General features: G+C 45.3%; 9 protein-coding genes. All 9 read left to right on the top strand.

Annotation, left to right across the window (positions count from 1 at the left end):
• The first annotated feature begins 43 nt into the window (after positions 1-43).
• The 9 genes from KH180_RS12360 (at position 44) to KH180_RS12320 (ending at position 24790) form a co-directional block, all read left to right on the top strand.
• Positions 44-1603 (top strand): Hint domain-containing protein, encoded by a 1560-nt coding sequence (locus KH180_RS12360; RefSeq protein WP_290760789.1) that lies wholly within the window; start codon positions 44-46, stop codon positions 1601-1603.
• Between the two features lie 19 nt (positions 1604-1622).
• The gene (locus tag KH180_RS12355; RefSeq protein WP_290760787.1) at positions 1623-2237 is read left to right on the top strand and encodes a hypothetical protein; all 615 of its coding nucleotides are present in this window, start codon (positions 1623-1625) and stop codon (positions 2235-2237) included.
• Between the two features lie 114 nt (positions 2238-2351).
• Entirely contained in the window at positions 2352-2789 is a 438-nt protein-coding gene (locus KH180_RS12350) for an HIT family protein (protein ID WP_290760785.1), read from the top strand.
• Between the two features lie 130 nt (positions 2790-2919).
• Positions 2920-4101 carry a MerR family transcriptional regulator gene (locus KH180_RS12345; protein ID WP_290760783.1) on the top strand — a complete coding sequence of 394 codons (1182 nt, stop codon included), beginning with the start codon at positions 2920-2922 and terminating at the stop codon, positions 4099-4101.
• Between the two features lie 102 nt (positions 4102-4203).
• Positions 4204-5085: a glucose-1-phosphate thymidylyltransferase RfbA gene (rfbA, locus tag KH180_RS12340; RefSeq protein WP_290760781.1), complete on the top strand. Its 882-nt coding sequence runs from the start codon at positions 4204-4206 to the stop codon at positions 5083-5085.
• Positions 5086-5100: 15 nt separating this feature from the next.
• Entirely contained in the window at positions 5101-6132 is a 1032-nt protein-coding gene (rfbB, locus tag KH180_RS12335) for a dTDP-glucose 4,6-dehydratase (RefSeq protein WP_290760779.1), read from the top strand.
• A gap of 3 nt (positions 6133-6135) precedes the next feature.
• Positions 6136-6981: a dTDP-4-dehydrorhamnose reductase gene (gene rfbD, locus KH180_RS12330; RefSeq protein ID WP_290760777.1), complete on the top strand. Its 846-nt coding sequence runs from the start codon at positions 6136-6138 to the stop codon at positions 6979-6981.
• 9 nt (positions 6982-6990) lie between these two features.
• Positions 6991-7554, top strand: a complete 564-nt coding sequence (gene rfbC, locus KH180_RS12325; RefSeq protein WP_290760776.1) for a dTDP-4-dehydrorhamnose 3,5-epimerase — start codon at positions 6991-6993, stop codon at positions 7552-7554.
• Positions 7555-7909: 355 nt separating this feature from the next.
• Positions 7910-24790 carry an SdrD B-like domain-containing protein gene (locus KH180_RS12320; protein ID WP_290760775.1) on the top strand — a complete coding sequence of 5627 codons (16881 nt, stop codon included), beginning with the start codon at positions 7910-7912 and terminating at the stop codon, positions 24788-24790.
• Positions 24791-24823: the final 33 nt, after the last annotated feature.

Here is a 24823-nt window from a genome sequence, read left to right as displayed (position 1 = left end):
GCGGAACGCAGACAGACAAGTATGAAAAAGAAAGGGGAATGTTATGCAGGCAGAACTTTTCAGCAGTAAAGAAAAAGAGATCCTTGACAGTATGTTTGGAGGAGAACAGAAACTAAGAGAAGAACTTCCTGCGCTGTATGAGGATATGGCAGCAGCGCAGAAGAAGGATGCAAAGGCAAAAGCATTGAGAAAGGCATCCAGGCAGGAAATCAATTTCGGGGGATGGGAGGATTACGAGAAGTTAAAACTCTGTTATCAGCCGGAGACAAAACTCTTGAAAGTGAAAGGAAGGATTCATAAATCAGGCTGCCCGCAGTATATGATGGCGGAGATGACCATCCGGAACCGGCGGGGGAGATCGTGGACGTTTACCTATGCCATTCAACAGTTCAGCTTTCTGATTATTGATGAAGAGATCAGCATGGAGCAGAGTGATCTGGACGGCATTGATGCAAAAATAAACTATGTCATAAGACTTCCGATCTTTGGCCAGATGATGAAAATGGGAGAAATGCAGCAAAATACGCTGAGCAGTGTTGGGATCGACATTATCGGTAAAGGGAAGGTGGTCCATCCGGTCAGCAGATCTGGAAAGAACAAGATTGATATTGTTTACTGGAGAAGGGACGAGGGAAAACTGGCCGATTACTTTTACAAGGAGCCTGACAGGGTAAATAATAACTTTTGTGTATATCTTCCTATTGCAATGCAGTTTGAGCTGGATCCGGGCATGCAGCCTGCACAGAATCCGGAAGTCAGAGGCAGTGTGTATATTTACAGTTCCAGACATTCCACTGTTCAATTTAACAATTTCAGCAATATTAAAATGATGCCGGCATCCCAGTGGGATGACGCATCTATGAACCGGAATCCTGGATACGACAAACCATATCCGTACCCGCAGGTAAATGAAAAGTCATCCGGGGGATATGTACTGATTTTCCCTCAGTACTGGAATAGTTTTATTGAAAAAGACGGAACATGGGGAGATGATGATTTTTATCTGTCTCTGGATATTGAATTTAAGTGCACGGACGGCAGCTGGTATCCGTTGGAGATGGACAGCCAGCTGGTGCCAAAAAAATATGAGGGAGGAAACACTGTGGAGATCCCATGCATGCACCTGCTGTGGGGCTGTCTGGAAAAAACGGCAGAGGTGCAGACAAAGGACAGGGGATGGATTCAGATATGTGATGTAAAGATCGGAGACTGTGTTGCCTCTGCAGACGGGGCATATGAAAAGGTCATCAATATTTATACAGGAAGGGAAGAAATCCTCAAATTTATCAGCGCAGGAGGAAAGACCATCAAGATGACAATGGATCATCCGGTCATGACAAAAGGCGGGTGGAAACAGGCGAGGCAGGTCACAGAGTCAGACCAGATTTGTATGGAAGAAGATCGGTACTGTAAAGTGGATGAGATTTACGATGAGCCTTACTATGATCAGGTCTGTTCATTGGAACTTGAACATGGAGAAGGATTCCTGGCCAACGGTTTTTTTGTAGGAGATTTCGGTATGCAGAACAGCCTGGCTGAACCGGAACCGGGTCTGCCGCAGGATATTTTAGATGAGCTGGAGAAGTTTAAAAATTTATTATAAATAAGAAAGGAGAAACATTATGCCAGAGACAAAAGAACCAAAAACAGAGGTTGTGCCGGAACAAGAAGGCTCAGTCACCACAGCAGCAGGCACAGAGGTGTCAATTCCTGTGCGGATCAATGCAGGGGTTAAATTTACCCTTTTGAAAAATCATTTTGTTGCAGCACTTGAAAAAGACGGGGATGTGATGATGCTTCTGCTGTCACCGACAGATTCTGCCGGACAGGAGGGAATGACCGTGCAGGAGATGGTAGAAGAAGTTAAGAAGCTGATGGGAGCAAAAGATGATGACCCTGAAATTAAGAGTATGGAAACTCAGCTGAACAGCACAGTCAGCGGAATGAGCGATCCGGATAAAACTAAGGGAGGTTTTGATCCTATGTCTATCCGCATCTATGTACAGCAGGCATTTCTCTATTACCGTTCAGCAAAAAAAGAGGACGGTACAAAGGAAAAAGAACTGGAATATGCCTTCAGCCTGAAAGCAGACACATCAAAACTGCTGGGAAAAATGGACTTGTTTACGCTGGATGAAATTTATTTTTCTGTATGGAAGACAAACCGGAAAAAGGTAACGGACAGTATGAATATGTTTATGATTGAAGACTTTCTTAAAGAGACAGCACAGGCCTGAGAATCGTAACCGATCCTGAAAATTATATTTTGATGAAAAGCACTGGAATTATAATCATGAAAGTAATATAATATACCCATAATATTATCAAATTATAATCAAGAGGAGAACGTTATGTCAGTAAAAGAAAAAGGTTGTTTTTATTGTGATCCGGATCATCAGGGAAGAAAAGATCTTATGATCGAAGTGGGAAAGATGAAGGAAGGCATTTTATATTTGTTCAAAGACCAGGCGCATTTGGGACGCTGTGTGGTGGCAGTCCCGGAACACAAAAGTGAGCTGTTTGATCTGGAGCCGAAGCAGAGACATGATTACATAGACGATGTGGCAGCTGCAGCAAAAGCTGTTAAAAAGCTTTGGGGATGTACAAAGATCAATTACGGCGCCTATGGGGACAAGCTTCCTCACCTCCACTTTCATCTTGTTCCCAAGTATGAAGGCGGTTTCGAGTTTGGAGGCTCTTTTGCCATCGGGAATGAGGAACCGAAATTCCTGACAGAAGAAGAGTACGGAGAGATGATCGCTAAGCTGAAAAAAGAATTAAATATGTAGAAGAAAAACGAAGCCCCGCACAGTGTCTGACGGCATGGACACTGTGCGGGTTTTTGTCTTGGGCGGCCTTGTAGAGAAAAATGATATCCTTTATAATGAAGCAAGGAATTGTACAGAAATGGAGGAGTTCATGGAGCAGTATTATACGACGGGCGAGTTCGCCAGGAAAGCCAGAGTAACAATACGGACTATACGGTATTATGATAAAAAAGGGATTTTAAGGCCAAGTTTCCGCAGTGACGCCGGTTACCGTATGTATACAGACCAGGATTTTTTAAGACTTCAGAAAATCCTTTCGCTGAAATACCTTGGATTTTCTCTGGAAGAGATTAAAAATATGACAATAAATGATGATGCCCTGAATATCACCAACTCTCTCCAAATGCAGGCAGACTTACTCCACAAAAAAACAGAGCATCTGAAATTGATGGAGGAAGCGCTCAGGAAAACTACAAAAGTGATCGAGACGACAAAGCAGGTGGACTGGAACGAGATCCTCAGCCTGATTCACATGACAAGCATGGAGCGGGTGCTGGTAGAACAGTATCAGGATTCTACGAATCTGGACATCCGCATCAGTCTTCATGACCGGTACTCTGTAAATCCCCAGGGATGGTTTCCCTGGCTTTTTTCTCTGATTGATTTTCAAAATGTTGAATCAGTGCTTGAAATAGGATGCGGAAACGGACAGATATGGAAAAACAAACAGACAGAGGAACTTTCCGGAGTAAACATTGTATTATCCGATATCTCAGAGGGAATGCTCTCTGATGCAGAAAAGAATCTGAGAGGAATTCATGGGCCCCGTTTTTCGTTTGAGAAATTTGACTGCCAGGATATCCCGTTTCCCGAGGAAATGTTTGACCGGGTGATGGCCAATCATGTGCTGTTTTATGTGGGCAATCTCAAAAAGGCGCTGCAGGAGATCCGCAGAGTTATGAAGGGCGGCGGGATCTTCTGCTGCAGCGCTTATGGAAAAGATCACATGAAAGAAGTGACTATGCTGGCTCAGGAATTTGATCCGCGCATCACTTTATCGGAAGTAAGCCTTTATGATATGTTCGGGCTGGAAGAAGGGGAGAAAATCCTCAGCGAATACTTCTCCGGGATAGAAAAAAAAGAATATCGGGATGCTCTGGTCATTGACAGGGCAGAGCCCCTGCTGGATTACATCCTGTCCTGTCATGGGAATCAAAATGAAATATTAAATGACCGGCATATGGAATTTAAGAACTTTATCAAAAAGAAAATAGATGCACAGGGTGCTGTGAAAATAACAAAGCAGGCTGGGGTTTTTATATGCAGAAAATAGTAAATGAAAGCAGCAGTGCATACATTTTTCTTGACCATGACGTTACGTCACCCTATATGATATGATTAACTGATAACGGATTAAAAGAAAGGGTATCATAATATGAAAGGGATTATTTTAGCAGGAGGATCGGGAACAAGGCTTTACCCGCTGACCAGGGTTACGTCAAAACAGCTGCTTCCGATCTATGACAAGCCGATGATCTATTACCCGCTGTCTGTGCTGATGAACGCAGGGATCCGGGAGATTCTGATCATTTCCACGCCGGATGACACACCAAGGTTTGAGGCACTTTTGGGAGACGGGCATCAGTTTGGCATTGAGTTATCTTACGCTGTCCAGCCGTCACCGGACGGACTTGCACAGGCCTTTATCATCGGTGAAGAATTCATCGGGGATGACAATGTAGCCATGGTGCTGGGGGATAATATTTTTCATGGCCATGGTCTGACAAAACGGCTGAAAGCCGCTGCAAATAAGCAGACAGGGGCTACGGTGTTCGGCTATTATGTAGATGACCCGGAGCGGTTTGGCATTGTAGAGTTTGACTCTGACGGAAAAGCCATCTCCATTGAAGAGAAACCGGAAAAGCCCAAATCCAATTACTGTGTTACCGGACTGTATTTCTATGACAACCGGGTTGTGGAATATGCCAGAAATCTTGCACCTTCAGCCAGAGGTGAATTGGAGATTACAGATCTTAACAAAATCTATCTTGAAAACGGTGAACTGGAAGTGACTCTGCTCGGGCAGGGCTTTACCTGGCTGGATACAGGGACACACGAGTCTCTGGTGGAGGCCACAAACTTCGTAAAAACAGTGGAAACGCACCAGCACAGAAAGATTGCATGTCCGGAAGAGATCGCATACCTTCAGCACTGGATTACGAAGGACCAGCTGTTAAAGGATATTGAACCATTAAGAAAAAATCAATATGGACAGTACCTGTTGGATGTAATGAACGGAAAATATATTGACAAGTAAGGCGGGAGAAAACTTATGAAGATTTTAGTGACCGGCGGCGCCGGATTTATCGGAGGCAACTTTGTACATCACATGGTGAACAAGTATCCGGATTATGAGATTGTGAACCTTGACCTGCTCACCTACGCAGGCAATTTAGAGACATTAAAACCGGTAGAGGATAAGCCTAATTACAAGTTTGTAAAGGGCGATATTGCAGATGAACCGTTTATTATGGACCTGTTTGAAAAAGAGCAGTTTGACATGGTGGTAAATTTTGCTGCGGAGAGCCATGTGGACCGATCTATCACTGATCCGGGGATTTTTGTTACAACCAATGTTATGGGAACCAGAGTGCTGCTGGATGCTTCCAAAAAGTACGGAGTGAAACGGTATCACCAAGTGTCTACAGACGAAGTGTACGGAGATCTTCCTCTGGACCGCCCGGATCTGTTTTTTACGGAAGAGACACCGCTTCATACCTCCAGCCCGTACAGCAGCTCCAAAGCCAGCGCGGATCTGTTTGTCCTGGCTTATTACCGGACATACGGCCTTCCTGTGACAATCTCCAGATGTTCCAACAACTATGGACCGTATCATTTTCCGGAAAAGTTGATCCCTCTTATCATAAGCCGGGCATTGGCCGATGAGGAGCTTCCTGTATACGGAAAAGGGGAGAATGTACGGGACTGGCTGCATGTGTCTGACCACTGTGAAGCCATAGACCTGATCCTCCACAAAGGAGTTCCGGGAGAAGTATACAATGTGGGCGGCCATAATGAGCGCACAAACTTAGAGGTTGTGCAGACGATCTTAAAAGCATTAAATAAACCGGAGAGCCTGATCAAATTTGTGACGGACCGGCCGGGACACGATATGCGCTATGCCATTGATCCAACCAAGATAGAGACAGAACTTGGCTGGAAGCCTAAGTATACATTTGATACAGGCATCCGGCAGACCATTGAATGGTACCTGGACAATGAGGAATGGTGGCAGAATATTCTGTCCGGGGAATATGCAAACTATTTTGAGGACCAGTATGGAAAAAGGTTAGAACAGGAGTAAAATATGAGAATATTGGTGACAGGGGCAGCCGGACAGCTGGGCCATGATGTCATGGATGAATTAAAAAAGAGGGATCACGAGGCTGTGGGCGTCGATGTACAGGAAATGGACATTACGGATGCAGAAAAAGTGCGGCAGGTGATCACGGATGCAGATGTGGAAGCTGTGATCCACTGTGCTGCATATACTGCAGTAGATGCGGCAGAAGATAATGAAGAATTGTGCAGGAAGATCAATGCAGAAGGCACCGAAAACATTGCCCGGGTATGCCGTGACCTGGAGCTTAAAATGATGTACATCAGCACAGACTATGTGTTTGACGGACAGGGAGAGAGGCCGTGGGAGCCGGACGATGAGAGGAATCCTCTGAATGTATATGGTCAGACAAAGTATGAAGGAGAGCTTGCCATTGAAGAAAACCTGGACAAGTATTTTATCGTGCGTATCGCCTGGGTATTCGGGGTCAACGGAAAGAACTTTATCAAGACTATGCTGAATCTGGGAAAAACACATGACAGGATCACGGTAGTGAATGACCAGACAGGATCACCTACTTATACGTTTGATTTGGCCAGACTCCTTGTGGATATGATAGAGACAGAAAAATACGGAAGGTATCATGCTACAAATGAAGGGCTCTGCACATGGTATGAGTTTGCCTGTGAAATTTTTAAACAGGCAGGCATTGAAATCGAAGTAGCCCCGGTCAGCAGCGATGAATATCCGGCTAAGGCAAAGAGGCCGGAAAACAGCCGGATGAGCAAAGAGAAGCTTGACCAGAATGGTTTTGAAAGGCTTCCGTCCTGGCAGGATGCCCTGGCCAGATATTTAAAAGAAATACAGGATTAGGAGGACCAGATGGGAAAAATTAAAGTGACAGACTGCGGCATTGAGGGACTGTGTATTATTGAGCCTGCCGTATTTCCGGATGAGCGGGGATATTTTATGGAGACATATAATCAGAGGGATTTTGAGGAGGCAGGGCTTTCCATGTCCTTCGTGCAGGACAATCAGTCTATGTCAGTAAAAGGAGTTCTGAGAGGGCTTCATTTTCAGAAGAATTATCCTCAGGGGAAATTGGTGCGTGTAGTCCGGGGCAGAGTTTTTGATGTGGCGGTAGATCTTAGAAAAAAATCCAGGACCTATGGCAAATGGTTTGGGTTAGAGCTGTCTGCGGAAAATAAAAAACAATTTTACATTCCGGAGGGATTTGCACACGGATTCCTCGTACTTTCCGAGGAAGCGGAGTTTTGTTATAAGTGCACAGACTTTTATCACCCCGGAGATGAGGGAGGAATCAAATGGGACGATCCTGAAATTGGGATTGAATGGCCGCTGCAGGATGGTACAGAGCTCATTATTTCAGAAAAGGATCAAAAGTGGGACGGGTTGAGTGACACTTTTTGTTTTGGAGAAGAATAAATATCATACAAGGTTAATAGGAATTATAGACAAAATTGTTGTGAAGCCATGGTTCGGAATGAAAATTCTGAATCGTGGCTTTTTTTCAATGTTTTTCACGTGTTTTACCGAGGTGCAGTGCCAAAATATCAACGAATTTTATTGTGCATAGTGCACAAAAATAAGGCTGGTTTGTTATAAGTTTGACAAAAAAGTGACGCTTTAATTGACATTTTTATATAAGGGTAATACAATCAAATAGTATTTAATAATTTTATATGATATCTGTGAAGGAGAGGTCACAGGTCTTCTTTGCATTTCTATAATTAACTTAAAAATAAAAAAGGGGCATTAAGTCCGTAGGGGGAACGGAGTTATGAAAAAAAGGTTTAGGCAGGTCATTTCTATGATTCTGGCACTGTTAATGGTAGTCCAGAGTCCAAATTTTTCAACACTTATTAAAAACGTAAAAGCAGAGGAGGTACCAGGTCTTCAGGTCAGCTTTTCCTGTCATCAGGAGCCGGGTACGAATGTCACTATGCTGAAAAACGGCGCGTCAGAGGAACTGACGGGCCAGGTTGACGTTGTGGGGACATCTTCCGGTTACGCCAAAGGAACGAAGGTTACGGTTACGCTGCCTTCATTTTTTTATGACAGTGAAGGGAACCTTCAGGTATATGATGAGAATGTAAACCCGGCAGATGTACAGCTGGGTATGCAGGCCAATGTCATAGAGGCTGACAGCTGGCAGACAGAGGAGGGGAAGGCCTTTGACCAGGATACGGTATATAAAGGAAAGATCGTACTGGTAGCCAGCAACGATATGAAGGGCGGAGAGTCCCTGACCTTCCGTCTTAAGGTCAAATTTTTCGGGGACGTGCCGGAAAAGACACAGGGCAAGATCACAGGAAGCTCCTCATATGAAGAGTATTATGATAAAAATGACAATAAGATCGCGGATGAATGGAAGTCTCCGGGGGTAGATGAGAATGCCATTAAAGTTTTTGTAAACACAAATCTTTCATGGGAGACGATATTTGAAGATTCACCGGCTGTTCCGGCATGGAAAGAGTACAATTATGCGGATCACTATGTAACCATAAAAAATACTTCAGATGCGTCAGATAACGATGGTCCCAAGGATGTAACCTTCGACAAGATGAATCTGATGTTTGAAGTGCCGTTCTGTTCTTCCGACGGCGGAGTGGACGGTATCTTTACAAAAGATATTGCAAAATGGATCTATAAGGACGGAACGATTACGGAAAATAAAGAGCCGAATAATCCGAATACTTGGAAAAACACGGAGTTTATCGGAAAGGAGGACGAGGGCGGGGTTCTCGTCTATAACGTGACGGATCTGACAGAGGAAGAGATTAAAGAAGGGAAGCTGGGAGATCCTGTCCCGTATTCTTATACCGGAAACGGCCAGATTGCGGTCATCCATGAGGAAGAGATCCATGCAAAAAATTATTCTGATGCCCATCCGGATAAAAAGCTGCACCATCAGGCAAAATTTCTGGTCAGGCTGCCATTCACAAACAATATCCAGTTTAAAGGCAGCAGTACAACCAATGAACTCCAGACTAAGCTGGTCTCTACGATCATATTCGGAAAGCCGGAAATTTATTGGTCCAAGACAACCAACGCTACAGCTACATTTACAAAGCCTGACCCGGACTACAGTGCAAAGAAGACATCAGAATCCGAGCCGCCGTACAATAAGCAGGTTTATGTAAACAGCCTGTCTGAGTTCTACATAGAAAATATAAACAACAAAGGGAATATTCCGCTGTTTTCTCCCAGAGTGACAGATACGATCCCGAGCCACTATCTTTTGGACGGCCTTTTTTATGAAGCGCCGGCAAAATATGCAGCTGACGGAAAGGATAAATTTCTTGCAAAGGAACATCCATTTCAGTATGAAGTCACCAATTCCAGTACCGGAGAAAAAGAGTGGGTTGATTTTACACAGGCAGTGACAGAAAAAAAGACAGATGATTACGTCCGCTGGGGATTTGAGGGAGTAAAAGGAAATCTCCCGCGCAGCGCTACCGGCAGGGTGCGCATCAATCTGACCGAAAAAATGAATGCAGATACTGTTTTGCCCGGGAAGGTTGTGATCAGCGGATACCCTACCAGCAATGTTGCTATTCAGAATAAAGCAGAGGTCCAGTTTGATTATAAATATTTTAAAGTAGGCGATGGAGACAACGAGGGCGAATGGACGGTCAAAGAACAGGAGCCGTATAAAGTCCAGGCAGATATGGTTTTGACTCCTCCGGATATCGACACTGTGGTGACTGCAGTGCATTCAGAAAAGAAGGACGGGGAGAGCGGAACGACAGTGACAGAAGGAGGAAGCAGCCGTTCTCCGTACAATCAGACGGTTTATGGAAAGTACGACCGTCAGGGTATGGACGGTTATATTCTCAGAGCCGGAACCCAGTCAAAAGGACCAATCGCACCGGGATATATTCAGCTGAATGTTCCGGGAGCCGCAAATGACAGAGGGTATGTGACAGAAACTGTCTTATTAAAAAAAGAACTTTTAGATGCCATGATTAATTCCTCTGTAGGAGCAAGTGAGGATGATAAGGATTATCCGTCAGGCACTCTGATCCTTACAGATATCCATAACCAAACGAAAAAGGTTTCACTGAAAACCCTTGTACAGGGCTATGCTGACAGTGACGGAAATGTTACATTTGACAGATCCTTCTGGAAGGGGGACCTGGATAATCTGAAAAGTATCCGCATTGAATTTGACTTTTTTGCCGGAAACAATAAGATTGAGAACGGAAAGGAACTGGATGCACAGACCTACCTGAAGGTTATGGGAACCCTGAAGGATTATGGTTCACTGACAGCCAGCGGAACGGTTTCAACCAATTATCCGGGCTCATCTGCAAGCACCGTCACCAAAAATGGTTCCGGAACAATTACCATAGAAGGTGTAAATCCGGAGATTACGGGAAATGTCTATAATGAGCCGGACACTGTGGAAGCCTCCAAGCTGTCTTCTATTACTGTGCCGTATAACGAAGACGGGGCAAAGGCAGTATTCCATATAGGGAATAAGTCTCATTCAGAGATAAACCCGGGAGAGTTCCTTATGACAATTCCGGCCAATACTGTGGACGGGAAAACAGTGGGATTTCTGGCGGATGAGATTACAATCAGTGATATAAAGAAATTCGGATCGATTTCCAAGATCGAGTTTTATGATATTACGAATAATACTTATGCGGGATCAGCAAAAGAGCCGGATTTTGTCCTTTCAAAAGAGCAGATTCCTGCACCGTCATCAGGGCTGATTACGATTCCGGAAAGTATGTGGAAGGATTCCATGTCCAACGGGCTTAAGTATGTGCGGGTCGTTTTTGAACCGTTTAACGGAATGGAGAATACAGACAAACTGGATATTACCGTAGGAGGCACCGCAGATTTTTATGGCACCTCATCCTTTAAGGGAGAGTGGTCATGCAAGGATCCGCTGAATATGAACAACCCTGCGAAAACAGCCAGTATGTCCATGACAGTTAATAATCCAAAACCGGAAGTCAATGTCCATCTGAATCCTTATTATGATAAGACAGAAGTTAATACTGAAAATAACAGCAGTATGGTAGACGGAAATATCATGGGACTTGCGATTCCGTATGAGAAGAAAGCAACGTTTGCTTTTTGGTTCGGAAACAGTGCGGCCAATGATGCACCGGCCTTTGATACGGACATCAATTTTACAGAACTGAATGCGGCAAATCAGGTTTCTGCGGAGGCAGGAAAAGGATTTTACGGAGAGTCTGTCCTGGTGAAGAAAAACCTTCTGGAAGCCGCTGATGTAAAAGAGATTACAGTTACAGGCTCCGGAGGGAGCAGAACGTTTGTCTACGACAAAGATACGAAGACGTTTAAGCAGAAGGACCAGCCATCCAAAACATTTGCACTGGGAGACAAAGGCTGGACTTTTCCAAAAGAAAACATTGCAGACCTGGGTATCCTTAAAAACATCAAGGTATCCGGAGGAACCATGAAGGGAGGAAAGGGCCCGGCGGCGTCACAGGCTATTGAAGTGACAGGATTGTCTGACATTGAGATGCGCAAGATTAACCAGGCAGCAGCTGTGATTAAGAGCAGGCTCTATACAACCCAGAATTCTTTTGATCTGAGCAATCAGGATGCAGGAAGACTTCTGATCAGTCCTATGTATTTTGATACTGTGGTAGATGCTTATTTTGTAACGCCGGACAACAAGACCACCCGGTACAATAACGGGGCGGAACCTTCAGAACATGCCCGGTCTACATCAAATTACAGAGATGACTCTACTTTTGAGGTGGGATACAAAGCACTTGGAAGCATTGGAGTGGATTTCCGCCAGTATCTGCAGGATTTTGAGAGCGGGCCTCCTGAGAGACATCACAATCATGAACAGTACAATGACTCAGCCTATTCAAGGTATCAGATTAAAAACTATGCCTATAATACGCCGGCAGACCTTAAGATGACAGTAAATCTGCCTTCCGAGGGATTTGAGACCTATTACCTTAAAGTAGATCCCAGGGTTAAGGACTATATCAAAGAGATCAAGCTTACCCGGGCAGACGGATCAGAGTATACGATTCAGGACCCGAAAGCCGTTTGGGAGGCAAATAAGAATGCCAAGAGCTGGGATGGAAACGACGGTTATTGGCGGATCAACCTGCTGGACGGACAGCCGAATTATAAAGCTGAGAAAGAAGGAAATTACTACAGGAATCCAAAGGAAACTGCAGATGGAAAAACTGCGGTCAAAAAAGCTGAAATTTCTTTCTCCATCAACAAGGAAGAGTTCGAGGAAAAGAGCGGCACAAAAACTGCCAAATCACCGGATTATGGAACATGGTATAACCAGGATAATGTAAATACCCAAAATACATTTGAATTTGTCGGCCGGTATTATAAGATGGGGAACTATACTGCAACTGCAGATACGCAGATGACCATCGGCGGTGCAGAAAGGCCGGACGGAAGTGCAACTGAAGTAAAGACAGAAAATGCGGATACTACCAAAAACAGCAGCTACCGGTCCGACTGGTCATTCAAGAACTATTATTATACATATAACACCAGCGGATACCACAGCGGTACATATGAGTATACGGCAAGACATATGAAATCTTCAGTACCTATTGTGGTTTATGACGACGCAAAGATGTATTCACTGAAAGGTGTTAATCTTCATCCGGAGACAGATAAGAAGGAGTCCTATCCTTACGGGGCTACCGGATGCTACAGTATGTCCTTCTACAGATATAAGGCCGGGGCTTCCGGCGCAAACTGGGGAAGTTATATCCCGTACATCGACAATGCGGTGCTGGAAGATACCCTGCCTCCGATTACCAAAGACAGTAATGGAGAGTACAAAGGGTTTAAAAGTACTTCTGTACAGATGAAGACAAAGCTTTTAGACAGAATAGACGGTGAGATTGTTCTGACGCTTTCTGACGGAACAAAGATCCAGAGAGTTCCGGGCGACTTTAAAAACTCAGATAAAGCAGATTATAAAGAGATCAGAGTGTTCTATGAAGGGGAGGATAATGTCAGTGAGGCTTTAGACGGGCAGGATATTATACTGAAGAACGGCCAGTATCTGACAAAAGTCAGGCTTCAGGTAAAAGATATCGCAGGGGACGGAGACTACACAAAAACAGAGATTGACGGCGTCAAAAAGGAAACAGCATTTGACGATCAAAAGGAGCCGCTGATTAATATTTATGGCCAGATCCTTGCCCTCAAAGGTGACAGCAATAATGCAGGTGTCAATACCGTCAACACCAACACATTTAAAAATTATGATCCTTCCGGTACCGTAATCAATGGAATTACAGAGACAGGTACCCTGCTTGCCAGAAGGATTCCGTTAAAACCAGGATATAAACTGACGGCAGATAGAAGTAAAGGATGGGACTATCAGGCATCCAAGAATACCGCAGATCAGCCGGAAATGAAACCGGAAGCGTCAGCGTTTACCATACATTTGGAAAACGCCGGTACAGACGATGGAGGAAATGATCCTGCAAATTCCGAGTCCAGAGACGCAGATATCAGCGGATTTACATTCGACCAGAATCTGGACACCCGATTCCGGCTTCAGACGGTAAAGATTCCGAAATCTGTCTTTGACTCTGACAAGTGGCATGTGACTCAGTTCAAGATCAATGACGGAACCCATTCCGGTACTGATAAAGGGGTGGACGTAAAAGACAAATTCAGCGAGAAGACGATTAACGGAACTGATTATTACGTATTGGATGTCTCCAAGCTGTTTGTGGGGGATGATGCCTTAAACACTTCCACCTATACTATAAGTGGTACTGAGTTTACAAAATGTTATATCCAGAGTTTTACAATTAAAATTGAGGCGAAAGAAAAAAATGCAGACAACTATAATAACTTCCTGAGACCGAAACAGGCTCTGGACGATATTGCATTTGACGGAATCTTTGCAGACCGGACCAAAGAGGATCTGGACAATGATGTATGGAATGAAAACTCTATACCGACAGTAGGCGGAAGCGGTGCCCATGACTATTTCTATACAACCGGAATTCAGAATAGTATCAGCGGCTTTGAAGCGGAGTCCTCAACTTTTGGTTATCAGCTGAGCACAACGACTGCAGTTCCTACAGCTACGGAGACCGTTTACAACAGAGTTTCCCATGTGGATATGACACAGAAACGCGAGGATGACGAGACAAAGTCACCGGCATATGATGAAAAAAATGGTACAAAACTGAAAGTAGATCAGAACCATATCATCCCGGGAGACCGGATTGAATATCAGGTGAAGGTTTCCAATAAATCTGAGAAAGAGGCAGACGGTTCTGAGAGCAATACTCCGTTTAAGAATCCGTCCGTCCGGGTGACTGCTCCGGTGGGCATGAAGATTGTGGGATGGAAATATACAAAAGATACTTCCTCCGGAATTGGAGATCTGAAGGGAGAGCTTCTTGACGGCAGCAGTTCCGTATCCGGCAGAACACCGGCGGTAAACGGAGCACTGGAAGCGCCGGACTCTAAAAATACATACCGAAGCATTGTGATCCAGACTGACACAGAACACGGGGACCAGTATCTGAAGCTGGGCAAAGACTATACAGTGACTGTGGTACTGGAGACGAAGGATGAATTTTCCGGTGCATTTGAAGGCAAAACTGTTCAGACAAGTGTATATGCAGGCGGAGGACAGAGAAACCATTATTATCCGTACTATTTTGTAAACAGGGATTCAAATTATGGTTCCTCCTACTCATCCTGGTGCAGCGATGCATTCGGAAGTACTGCTCTCACAAGGCGTTGTGCAGAAAACAATTATGCAGTGGATCTGAATTTGAACGGCACACCGGTTCCGGCAGCAGAGCTTACGAGCAGTGTATCCTTTATGGATGCCGGATCTCCGACGATTAATTATTCAAATCCTTCCTCCACAGAAGGGGGAACAGGCTGGGTGAATGATCTGATGGATGTGGATCTGACGGTCTCAAATATCCAGAATGTAACCATGCACGATTTGAAGGAGACCGGAATCAGCATAGATCTTTCTAACCAGACAGTAAAAAGTGAACAAAACTTTTATCTGAAGGAATGGCCGGAAGCGAAATATACAGTAAACGGAGTCCAGCATGATGCTGTGTTTTATTACAAAGCAGATGGAGATGCAGACTGGATTTTGATGGATGATGCCTTTAAGGCAGATGACAGCAATATGAGCAAAGTGAAGCAGATCCGCTGGGTCTATGAAGATATTCCTGCGGCAGAAGGAAGCGGTGTGTATAAAATGCCGAATGTAGTGCTTCACGGTACGGCAAATTATGTAGATGAAAACGGGACTTCCGCAGTAAACAAAAACAACAGTACTATGAGCGGTATCCTGGATATTGATTACGGACATGAGCATTACAAAGTATCAGATGATGACAAGACGGAGGCACATCTGCTGGCGGGAACAAATCACACATTTACCGTATACCGGCTGCTTCCGAATATGCTCGCCGATGTTCAGGCATTTGACAAGGAAAATGATGCCAAGGCTGTTTATACAGAAAATAACAGCAAGAACAAAGCGGCCTACCGTCCGAATGAAGCCTTCTGGTATAAACTGACTGCATGGAACAAATGGACAGAAGACAGCGCAAGAAGGGGAGCTCTGGAACATCCGGTGCTCTACGATAAGATACCGGAATATGTAGATGCCCCTGATCCGGCTGATATCACTGTCTTATGGTATAACAAAGACGGCACTCTGAAGAACAATTCAGAATATCAGAAACCGGCAGTCACTGTATCTGACATGGAAGATCTGGACATCGGAGGAAGCCAGGAGTTCCAGAAGGTAACATCCGCAACAGACAGAAAGCCGACGGATACAGCGGCAAACCCGGCAAAGAAGATTAATTTTAAGATTTATAAGTATGATTTTGGAGGCCAGGAACTGTCCAGAGGCGAGCGCATCGAAATCGTCTATAAGACAAAAGCAAGAAAAGATGATCTGCCTATGGCAACATGGAGCGATACAAAAGAGAATGCTTACCTTCCGCGTTATGGGGAATATGCTGACGGGCCGACACCTAATGCAGGTGCTTCCGGCTCAAAGACCATGGATATGGATAACCTGATCCATGATTTCGGAGTCAGCGGAACACCAGGCAAGGGAATTGATGCAGGAGAGTTCCTGACGGATTCTTATGCATATATACCGGGACAGATTACTGGCGACAACGGAAGATTTTTTGACTATGACATTAATTCATCTTCAAGACAGATGTGTTATACCAATATGTCTGTCACAGATCCTGCCAAAGAGGCTGCTTCCATCTCCTACAGGAACAGCACCGGAGGGGGAGGAACAGAGAGCGCTTATTACAGATATCTGACATCCGGAAGGATCGTTTCCGGAACAGCTTCTCCAAATATGGATAAGTGGAAAACTGTCATGGGAGATAATTACCACAATACCATTTGGGCAGAACACGCACTGCATCTGCAGAAAGCATGGATCACCGGAAGCAGCGATATACTGACAAATAACATCTATTATGATCAGGCGGATATCAATTATTCCGGAGGAAGCGGACATTATCATGATGTTCCAAGCTATGATGCGCAGACTGCGGCATTGGAGGCAGAAGAGAAATATACTACAAAACTGTACGCATTCAACTATGGCGACTGGGATACAGACGGGGCAGAATTTACCTATGTAATGCCAAGGGGTACGAAACCGGTATTAAAAGACGGCAGGCTGGAGGTAGATGCCCGGATGAAGGACGGCACCAAGGTTACAGTGCCGGAGGAAAATATCAAGATCCTTCAGCAGCCCGGAGATACGGATATTGGGGCTCTGGCTCCGAAAGAATGGGCAGATCCTGTCCACAACAGCGGCTATTCAGCAAAGACTTACAATGCTGCAGATGCCAACGGAAAGTCATGGGTGATCCGGATTACGGTGCCTGAAAAGCTCACCAGGTTCTGGAACAGGGGAAGTCTGGATGCATCCAGTCAGCAGCATTACCAGATGTCTGTGGAATTCAAGTCTGAAGTAACAGATGAGAATTTAAATGAGATGTGGTACGACAGGCTGTATGTGCGTCCGGTGGATCTGGATTCTAAGGACAGTGATGTTCCGAACACCATGTATCATCAAATTTATGACAAAAATGACAGCATGGATATGTCTGAGGCAAATAAAAGCGGCACCATTCAGTGCAATGATCCGGAAAGCGGAGTATGGTACTGTAATTACTGCAACACAGATGCCTATTTTAATCTCTTGTCCCCATGGCCTCTGTATCTGAAGGGAAGAAATACATATTCCCAGGCAGTCGAGAGAAAAGATGTGGGCTTTGCCATCGGTGCAAATGACGGAAGCTCTGACAGCACCAAGTATGCAGTAACCGGTGCTCAGGCAAGGCAGAGAAAACCTCTGGTGCGTTTCTGGGCCGAGTACGGCAAAAGAGATTCAAATGATATATTAAGTGCCGACCAGTGGTATACCCAGGCAGAGACGGAAGTCAAGCAGCTGAATATCCGCCTGGAAAATGAATATATATTGGCGGATTATAACCATGGAAACGGAAGCGGCGCAGACAGCAAGAGAAGCTATAACTATACGACCAACGGAGGGGCAAGGGGAACCTTGTTTAAACCTACAGTGACCGTTGTGCTGCCTTATGGGGTCCAGCCCCTGGATGAGCATGGAGAAGTCATTCATGCAAAACAGGACGGCACGGTTGCACAGAATCTTGACTGGGAAATGGAACAAAAAGTCTGGTCTTCCGGAGGAAAGCTGGCAGCTGATACAGATCCGGATCTTCCTTCAGACCTGAAATCCAAATTTGATACGGAGATCAGGTATATGGATGTGGATGATGATGGAACTGAGGCAAAGCGGTATGTAATCAAGTTTGTGCCGAAGCCGGGTACATCCACGGAAGATGTAAGAGTTCTTTCCGGACGTTCAAGAAACATAAAGATTAATGTAGTTGCCGCTGATTATGCAGGCAACTGGCCGGACTCAGCAGATAAAGCAAAAGACTGGGACAGCACAAGAGTTTATCTGGGAAGCCAGCACAATCTTTTCCGCTATCTGACCGATGAACAAATCGGAGGTGAAAACAGCGGATATGCAGTTGGTGTTGACACCAACCAGGGATATTATAACCAGGATCCCAGACTGGATGCTGTGAGCCCTGATTATACGTCTGTCGGATACCGGTCAGGAAAAACCTATTATGACAACAGGAGTATGACAGAAAGACCTATCGGCCGTATGACATCCTATTATGAAGGAGATAAGATCAATCTTCAGGATACAGGCCTGGCAGATTCTCTGTTCTTCTGGCAGACAGACAGCGGAGACGGCAAGTATACAGACCTGAATTATGACGGGAAAAAAGAATATGGGGATGAGGCCGACGGCTCTGTACTTCAGGACCACGGTGTCATGAATACCGCAAAGCTGTATTCCAAGAATCCAAGACTCAGCCTGACAGCTGGGGTATCCGGAAGTAAAGCAGGAAATTCTTATACTGCAGAACCGCAGAATAATACAGGAGATCCAAACAAGCTGGCACCGCTTCAGCTGGCCTACGGAGATAATCTTTGGTATCGTCTGAAAGCGGAAAACAGTCCGGCTTACAGGGGCGCGCTGAAAGATTATGCAACCACAGGGGATGTGACACATTCCGTCTTCACCATAAACCATACACTGCCGAAAGCACTGGTTTATGACAATGACAGCAAGATAGAAAGCTACTATATAGAATATACGGATAAGGACGGCAATAAACAGACCTTAAGCCAGTCTGACATTGAAAGCGGCGACACCGCCAAAAACCATGGATGGAAGGTGCAGCTGGAGGTTAAGAAAGTAAAAGATCAAAACGGAGACTATGACCATCAGGAAGTACTGGCCAATATTACTCCGGGGCAGGAAGCAGATGTGACTTCAGAGAATATACATAAAGGAAAGCTTCCCGCAGGTGCGCTGAGGACAGGAAAAGACTTCTCCTTAGTGCTCAGATCCAGGATTTCTGAACTTCCGGAACCGGAAGATATTCTTAAGGATCCGGATTACTGGCAATATAATTCTGAACCCAGCTACCTGGATCTTCACCATATGGACGGAGACTTTGTAGCCGGAGGCGGCTTTAAAGGGCGTCCGATCGAGACAGTGGGTTATACAAACCAGGTAAAAGACAGTGAAGGAAATGATTACGATTATGACGGGGTTTATAGTGAGAGATACAGTATGGCGAAAGCTGCAGGTATCAGGGTCACCAAGCCGGAAATATCTGTGAGGACAGATACGAAGGACCCGAGAAGAATCTATCAGAAAGACGATATCACCAATGATATCCGTTCTTCAGACGCTCTCTATAAGACAAAGGATGTCTTTACACTGCTGGTAGATGAGGCAACGGTTCACAAAGGAAATCTGGGACAGTTTATCGTCCAGTATAAGATTCCGAACCGGGCGCCGAATACAGTGAAAAACGGGCCGGCAGAACCGACAGATCCAAGGATCGGCGTATCTGTTAAACGGGTTCAGACAGGTAAATGGGAGATCCCTCCGGATACCAAGTGCAATGTGGATATCAGCGAACTCAAAGAACATCTGAGAGTGTATGTGGATGTACTGGACATTGAGAGCGGAAGCTCCAACGTAACAGATGAGACAGACAAAGATATGAAGTGGGTACGCCTGAATCCGGACGGAGCTAAAATTGATGAAAACAAGGTTATCCAGCTGACCGGAGATCTGAAGAAGTATTCTGAAAAGGGTGCCATCGACGAAATGAGATGGATCGTCACCTCTGATGATCCTGTGCATTATCCGGTGCCTCAGGGATTCCGGCTGGATGTGGATGCAGATGACAGTACGGCAGATAAAGAAGATGTGTCTGTGGTAGAGAAGAAAAAAGCTGCTGACAACGGATATAAGACTGACAAGATGCATGCTGATGCGTTTACCGACAGTGTCAACAAAAATGCCCTTCAGATCGCCGTACAGATCGGCTTGGAGGAACAGACAGAGATCAGCAAGTTCCCGAATTTCTTTGCCAGCGGATGGGGCAAGTACAGCGATACTCAGTATGCGGGGCTGACAGCCCAGGATGACCGTGCCGGGGTTGAGATATCATCTCAGAATCCAAGTATGGATATGAAGCAGAGCCTTCAGTATCTGAAAAAGCATGTGGCCGCAGATAAAACCATTTCCTATGAATGGGATAAAAATATAGCCATCAACCTGAAAAACAGCTCCAAGCTGAAGCAGACCGTGCAGCTGATCAACGCAAGTGATTTGATGATGAAGCTGCCGTCGGACGATCCGGAAAAATCAAAAGAAGACAATATGTCCAGGCCTGAGATTGCAGTGGGACTTCCGTTTATCGCCAACATTGACGAGATGAAGTTTGACTATGTACCGTATGAGCAGGTGGAGAGTGACAAAGATTGTCCGCTGAATCCGGACTATTCTGCAAAAAATGCAGAGACAAAAAACAGGTTCTACTGGACTTGGAGGATTGTCAATGCAGAGGATGAGACACAGCCTCCGCACACGCAGGATTTGAAATTAAAGGCGGGAACGCCGGAATTCTACCGGAAGGCAGTCGATACAAGCAGAGACCGAAATCTGGTAACCTGGAGATTTGACAATGATCTGGCTCCGGGAGACAAAATTGTAATTGACTACATTTATGAAATACGGGAGCCGGATATCGGCGTGCCTCAGGAAGACATGAGCACAAAGGTCTATGGAACAAAAGACGGTTCTTTCAGATTTTTCATCACAGAAGAAGATGATGACGAACAGGCATCTCTGAGAGTCGATGTCTCCGATGTGAACAATGACAGCAACAAGACAGACAAAAACCTGGCGATTTCAAGCAACAATATTGCATTTGAGGCGTTCAGTACTCTGACCAGAGGAAAGAAGGTCGTCACAGAAGTGGACGATTCTTATATGCTGAATACAAAGCCGCTGCCGGTACAGGAGGGAGGAAATTATACTTTCTCAGATATTCTGACCAACTCGGATACAACGTCCAATTATTCTGTTCCTATTTTCTTTGATGTGCTGCCGTATGACGGTGACAAAGCCATCACAGGAAGCAAGAATGCAGACGGGACTTATACATCCCTCACAAGGGAATCCCAGTGGAACGGCTGGATCGATTTAACCAGCTTCAGGATTGAAAAGTCCGATACCGGGGGAACCACTCAGATGGATAAAAATAAGTATGACGTCTATGTGGGTCCGGTCAAAAAGAACGGAGACGGAAGCTATTCTCTGTATGATATGAAAAATATGCCGGATGTCAATGATCGGAGCACCAAGGAATACTACCAGGCCATTGCCGATGACGAGAGCAAACTGGATCAGCACTTTGTGAAAGCGCAGGATCTGATCAATGCAGCACCTGACAACATGGAAGAGATCCGCAAGGGTGTTAAGATGTTTATGGTACGCTTTAAGGATCCGACTGCCGACTTCGGCCCTTCTACCAGCTATGTACTGAAGTATGATATGGAGGCGCCGCTGAACCTGCCGTTTATGAAAGGAGATGCGGATGCATCCAAAAACGGAAATGATTCTGACCCTTATGTGGGATGGAATACCTTTGCATTCTGGGCAAAAAGGGATGCACCTGTTGATTCTGCCAGATCCGGCGTAGTTCTTCAGGCACCGACCGGAAGAGGATATGTAGGAGACTATGTATGGAATGATCTGAACGGAAACGGCAAACAGGATGAGGCGCAGTACAAAGAGGCAGAAAACGGAAGAATGCTGCCGAGCAAGTGGACCACAGACCTGGACGGAGACGGAAAGGCAGATGATCCTGGAATTAACGGAGTAAAAGTTGAGCTGCTCACAGAAAAAGGCAGCCCCTGCAATGTAGACGGAGAAGCTGTCATCAATAAAGACGGCCAGGATTTTGTCATGGATGAATCCACAGGAGACATCAAACAGGATATCTACGGAGGTCCCGTGACAACCAAGAAACAGCCGTACTCAACTGTGACAAGAAGTGATTATTGGGGCAATCAGGGATATTACATTATTGCAAATCTGAAGCCGGGCAATTACAGGCTCAGATTTACGATGCCAAATAAATATGACGACTACCAGCTCTCTACTCCAATAACAAAGACAAACACAAAAGTTTCTGTCGGACATAAAGGAGACAGCGGTCTTACAGCAGAGACGTATACCACAGACAGTTTTCAGGTAAAAGCTATCGATCTGTCATCTGAGGCAGCCATCAAGGAATATGATAAGCATGCCGTGGATGCGGATATCGGTGTAACCAAACCGGTGCGCTATAAAGGTATCGTGTGGAAAGATCTGATCGACGATGACGGAGTGAATCATGAAGATACAGACTTTAACGGTAAGATTGATCCGGGAGAAAAACTGCTGGAAGGAGTGAAAGTGACAGCCCACGAAAAAGGAAGCAAGGATGCTGCCGTGGGTATGGATGGAACAGAACTGGTGGCACAGACCGATGCAGACGGAGTTTATCAGTTTGATATGCTGTGGCCGAACAGAGAATATTATTTCACTATTGATGATCTGACAGTGGACGGACAGCTTATGAAGACTTCACCAGTGCGTCTGACCCAGAATCCTTTGAAGTATAAGGATGACAATGACGGAACGATGGCCGCTGCAGGAAACAAAAATATAGCCAGGACAGAGAACTTCAAGGCAGAGATACCAAGGGATTCTGCAACCGGGCATCCGGTATATGACGGTGACGGCAAGAGGTATGCAGTTACCGAAGGAATCAACTTCGGACTGGTACTTGCAAAGGCAGGATATATCGGAGACTATGTATGGGACGATGCAAACAGAAACGGTATTCAGGATGAGAATGAAAAACCGCTGGAAGGCATCAAGATTAAGCTTGAAGCCAGCTATTATGATCCGTCACTGAAAGAATGGAAGAGGATTGAGAAATACGATAAAGAAACCGAATCTACGGAGGAAGGTGCCTATTATTTCTCTAACCTGCCAGTTTCTGCGGCAGTTCCGGCAGACAGCGGACCGGATGTAGATTGTCTTATGGGTTACCGGCTGGTTGTTCCTGAAATGAAAGATCAGTACATTTATACAAAACCGGCCCAGGGAAAAGATAAAACCAAGGACAGCAACCTGTATCCTGACGGATATGTGAAGGAGTCCAAAATTCCTTATATTATCCTGGCGGAGGAGATCCAGAAAGCAGACATTACAGATGCCAATAAGAACGCTGTGATCTCTTACAATAACAAATATTATGACACGCTGAATGCTGTCTTTGACCGGGATTACGATATAGGTCTTCTGCCTTATGACAAAGGGGAAATCGAAGGACTGATCTGGAATGACACAGAGGACAAAGACGGACTGCAGGCGGATCACCACAAACCTGTTGCGGGACGCACGGTATGGCTGGAACGAAAAGTTGAGCCGAAGGAAGACGAACCGGAGCCGGCACCGGATGAAAACACTCCGGAAAACGGAGAAATACAGGATCCGGACACAGCAAAGAGCAGAAAGAAAGGAAGGGATGTAAGTATTCCGGCAGGCACCGGCAGCTATCAGGAGCCGGTTATGCAGGAGGATGATACTTATGAAACCATCGCATCTGCTAAGACGGACAGCAAAGGTGTCTTCAGGTTTAAGGATCTGGATATTTACAATAAAGATTTAAAAGTTCCGGAAAAATACCGGCTCAGGACAAAGAAGACAGTTGATGAGGATTTGACGCTTCTGAAAGCGGGCAGCGGAAAGAATCAGGAGATTGACAGTGACTTTGGCTTGTTTGATGAAGAAGACCGCCTTCATGCAATCTCCCACAGCTTCCTGCTGGTAAATCCTTTGGAAGAAGAAGACGCCTATGGCAATGGTTATAACTATATTACTGCACGGGATGAAAAAACTGTTGACTGTGGGATCATCAAATACCAAAACCGTGTGACCCTTGGGGATACCGTGTGGAACGATGAAAACCAGAATGGCCTTCAGGACAAAGGAGAGAGAGGCATCAAGAATGTCAAAGTAAACCTCTACCGGTACGATGCAGAGGGAGATGCATGGCAGACAGTCAAAGACCTGAGGGGAACGAGCAGTATCAAGACAGACAAAAACGGACATTATCAGTTTATCGTTCCGGTAACAGATCTGAATCCGGGCTCAAAGGATTACCTGAAGCCTTACCGCTATAAAGTCGAAGCAGAGACGCCGAATGAGGCATTTCTGACCAAGCGCAATGCAGGAAAGGATTCTGAGACAGACAGCGACGGATGGTATGTTGATGTCGACGGACAGCCGTCTGAAGAAGAGACGATCACAGGGCTTGTGGGAGCGAAAGAATTTGAGTTTGTGAGCACAAGGATGCTGAAACTGAATGCAGAGGAAGCTGAAAAGCTGGGACTTTCCGAAGATGCAGACAGGATGATGGAAGCCGCTGACCTGAATACGGTCAAGGATGACCAAAGCATCGACTTTGGGTTCTACTACAAAAAGGAAGAAGAACCATACTACAACAAAACAAAGGATCGGAAACCGAAAGCCAAAAAGACACCACAGCGCCCGATCAGGGTGCGCAGGGTGCTTAAAACAGGAGACAGCAGAAACCTTTACATTTTCATTATCCTCATTGCAGCATCTGCCGCGGCAGCGTTCGCAGTGTACAGGAAGAAAAGGAAGGACGAAGAGGTATAACAGAAAACATCCATCATAAGCAGTTTACAAGTT

This window comes from Anaerostipes sp. (assembly GCF_018381315.1).
Lineage (GTDB): Bacteria > Bacillota > Clostridia > Lachnospirales > Lachnospiraceae > Anaerostipes.
This window is presented reverse-complemented; position numbering and strand designations above follow the sequence as displayed.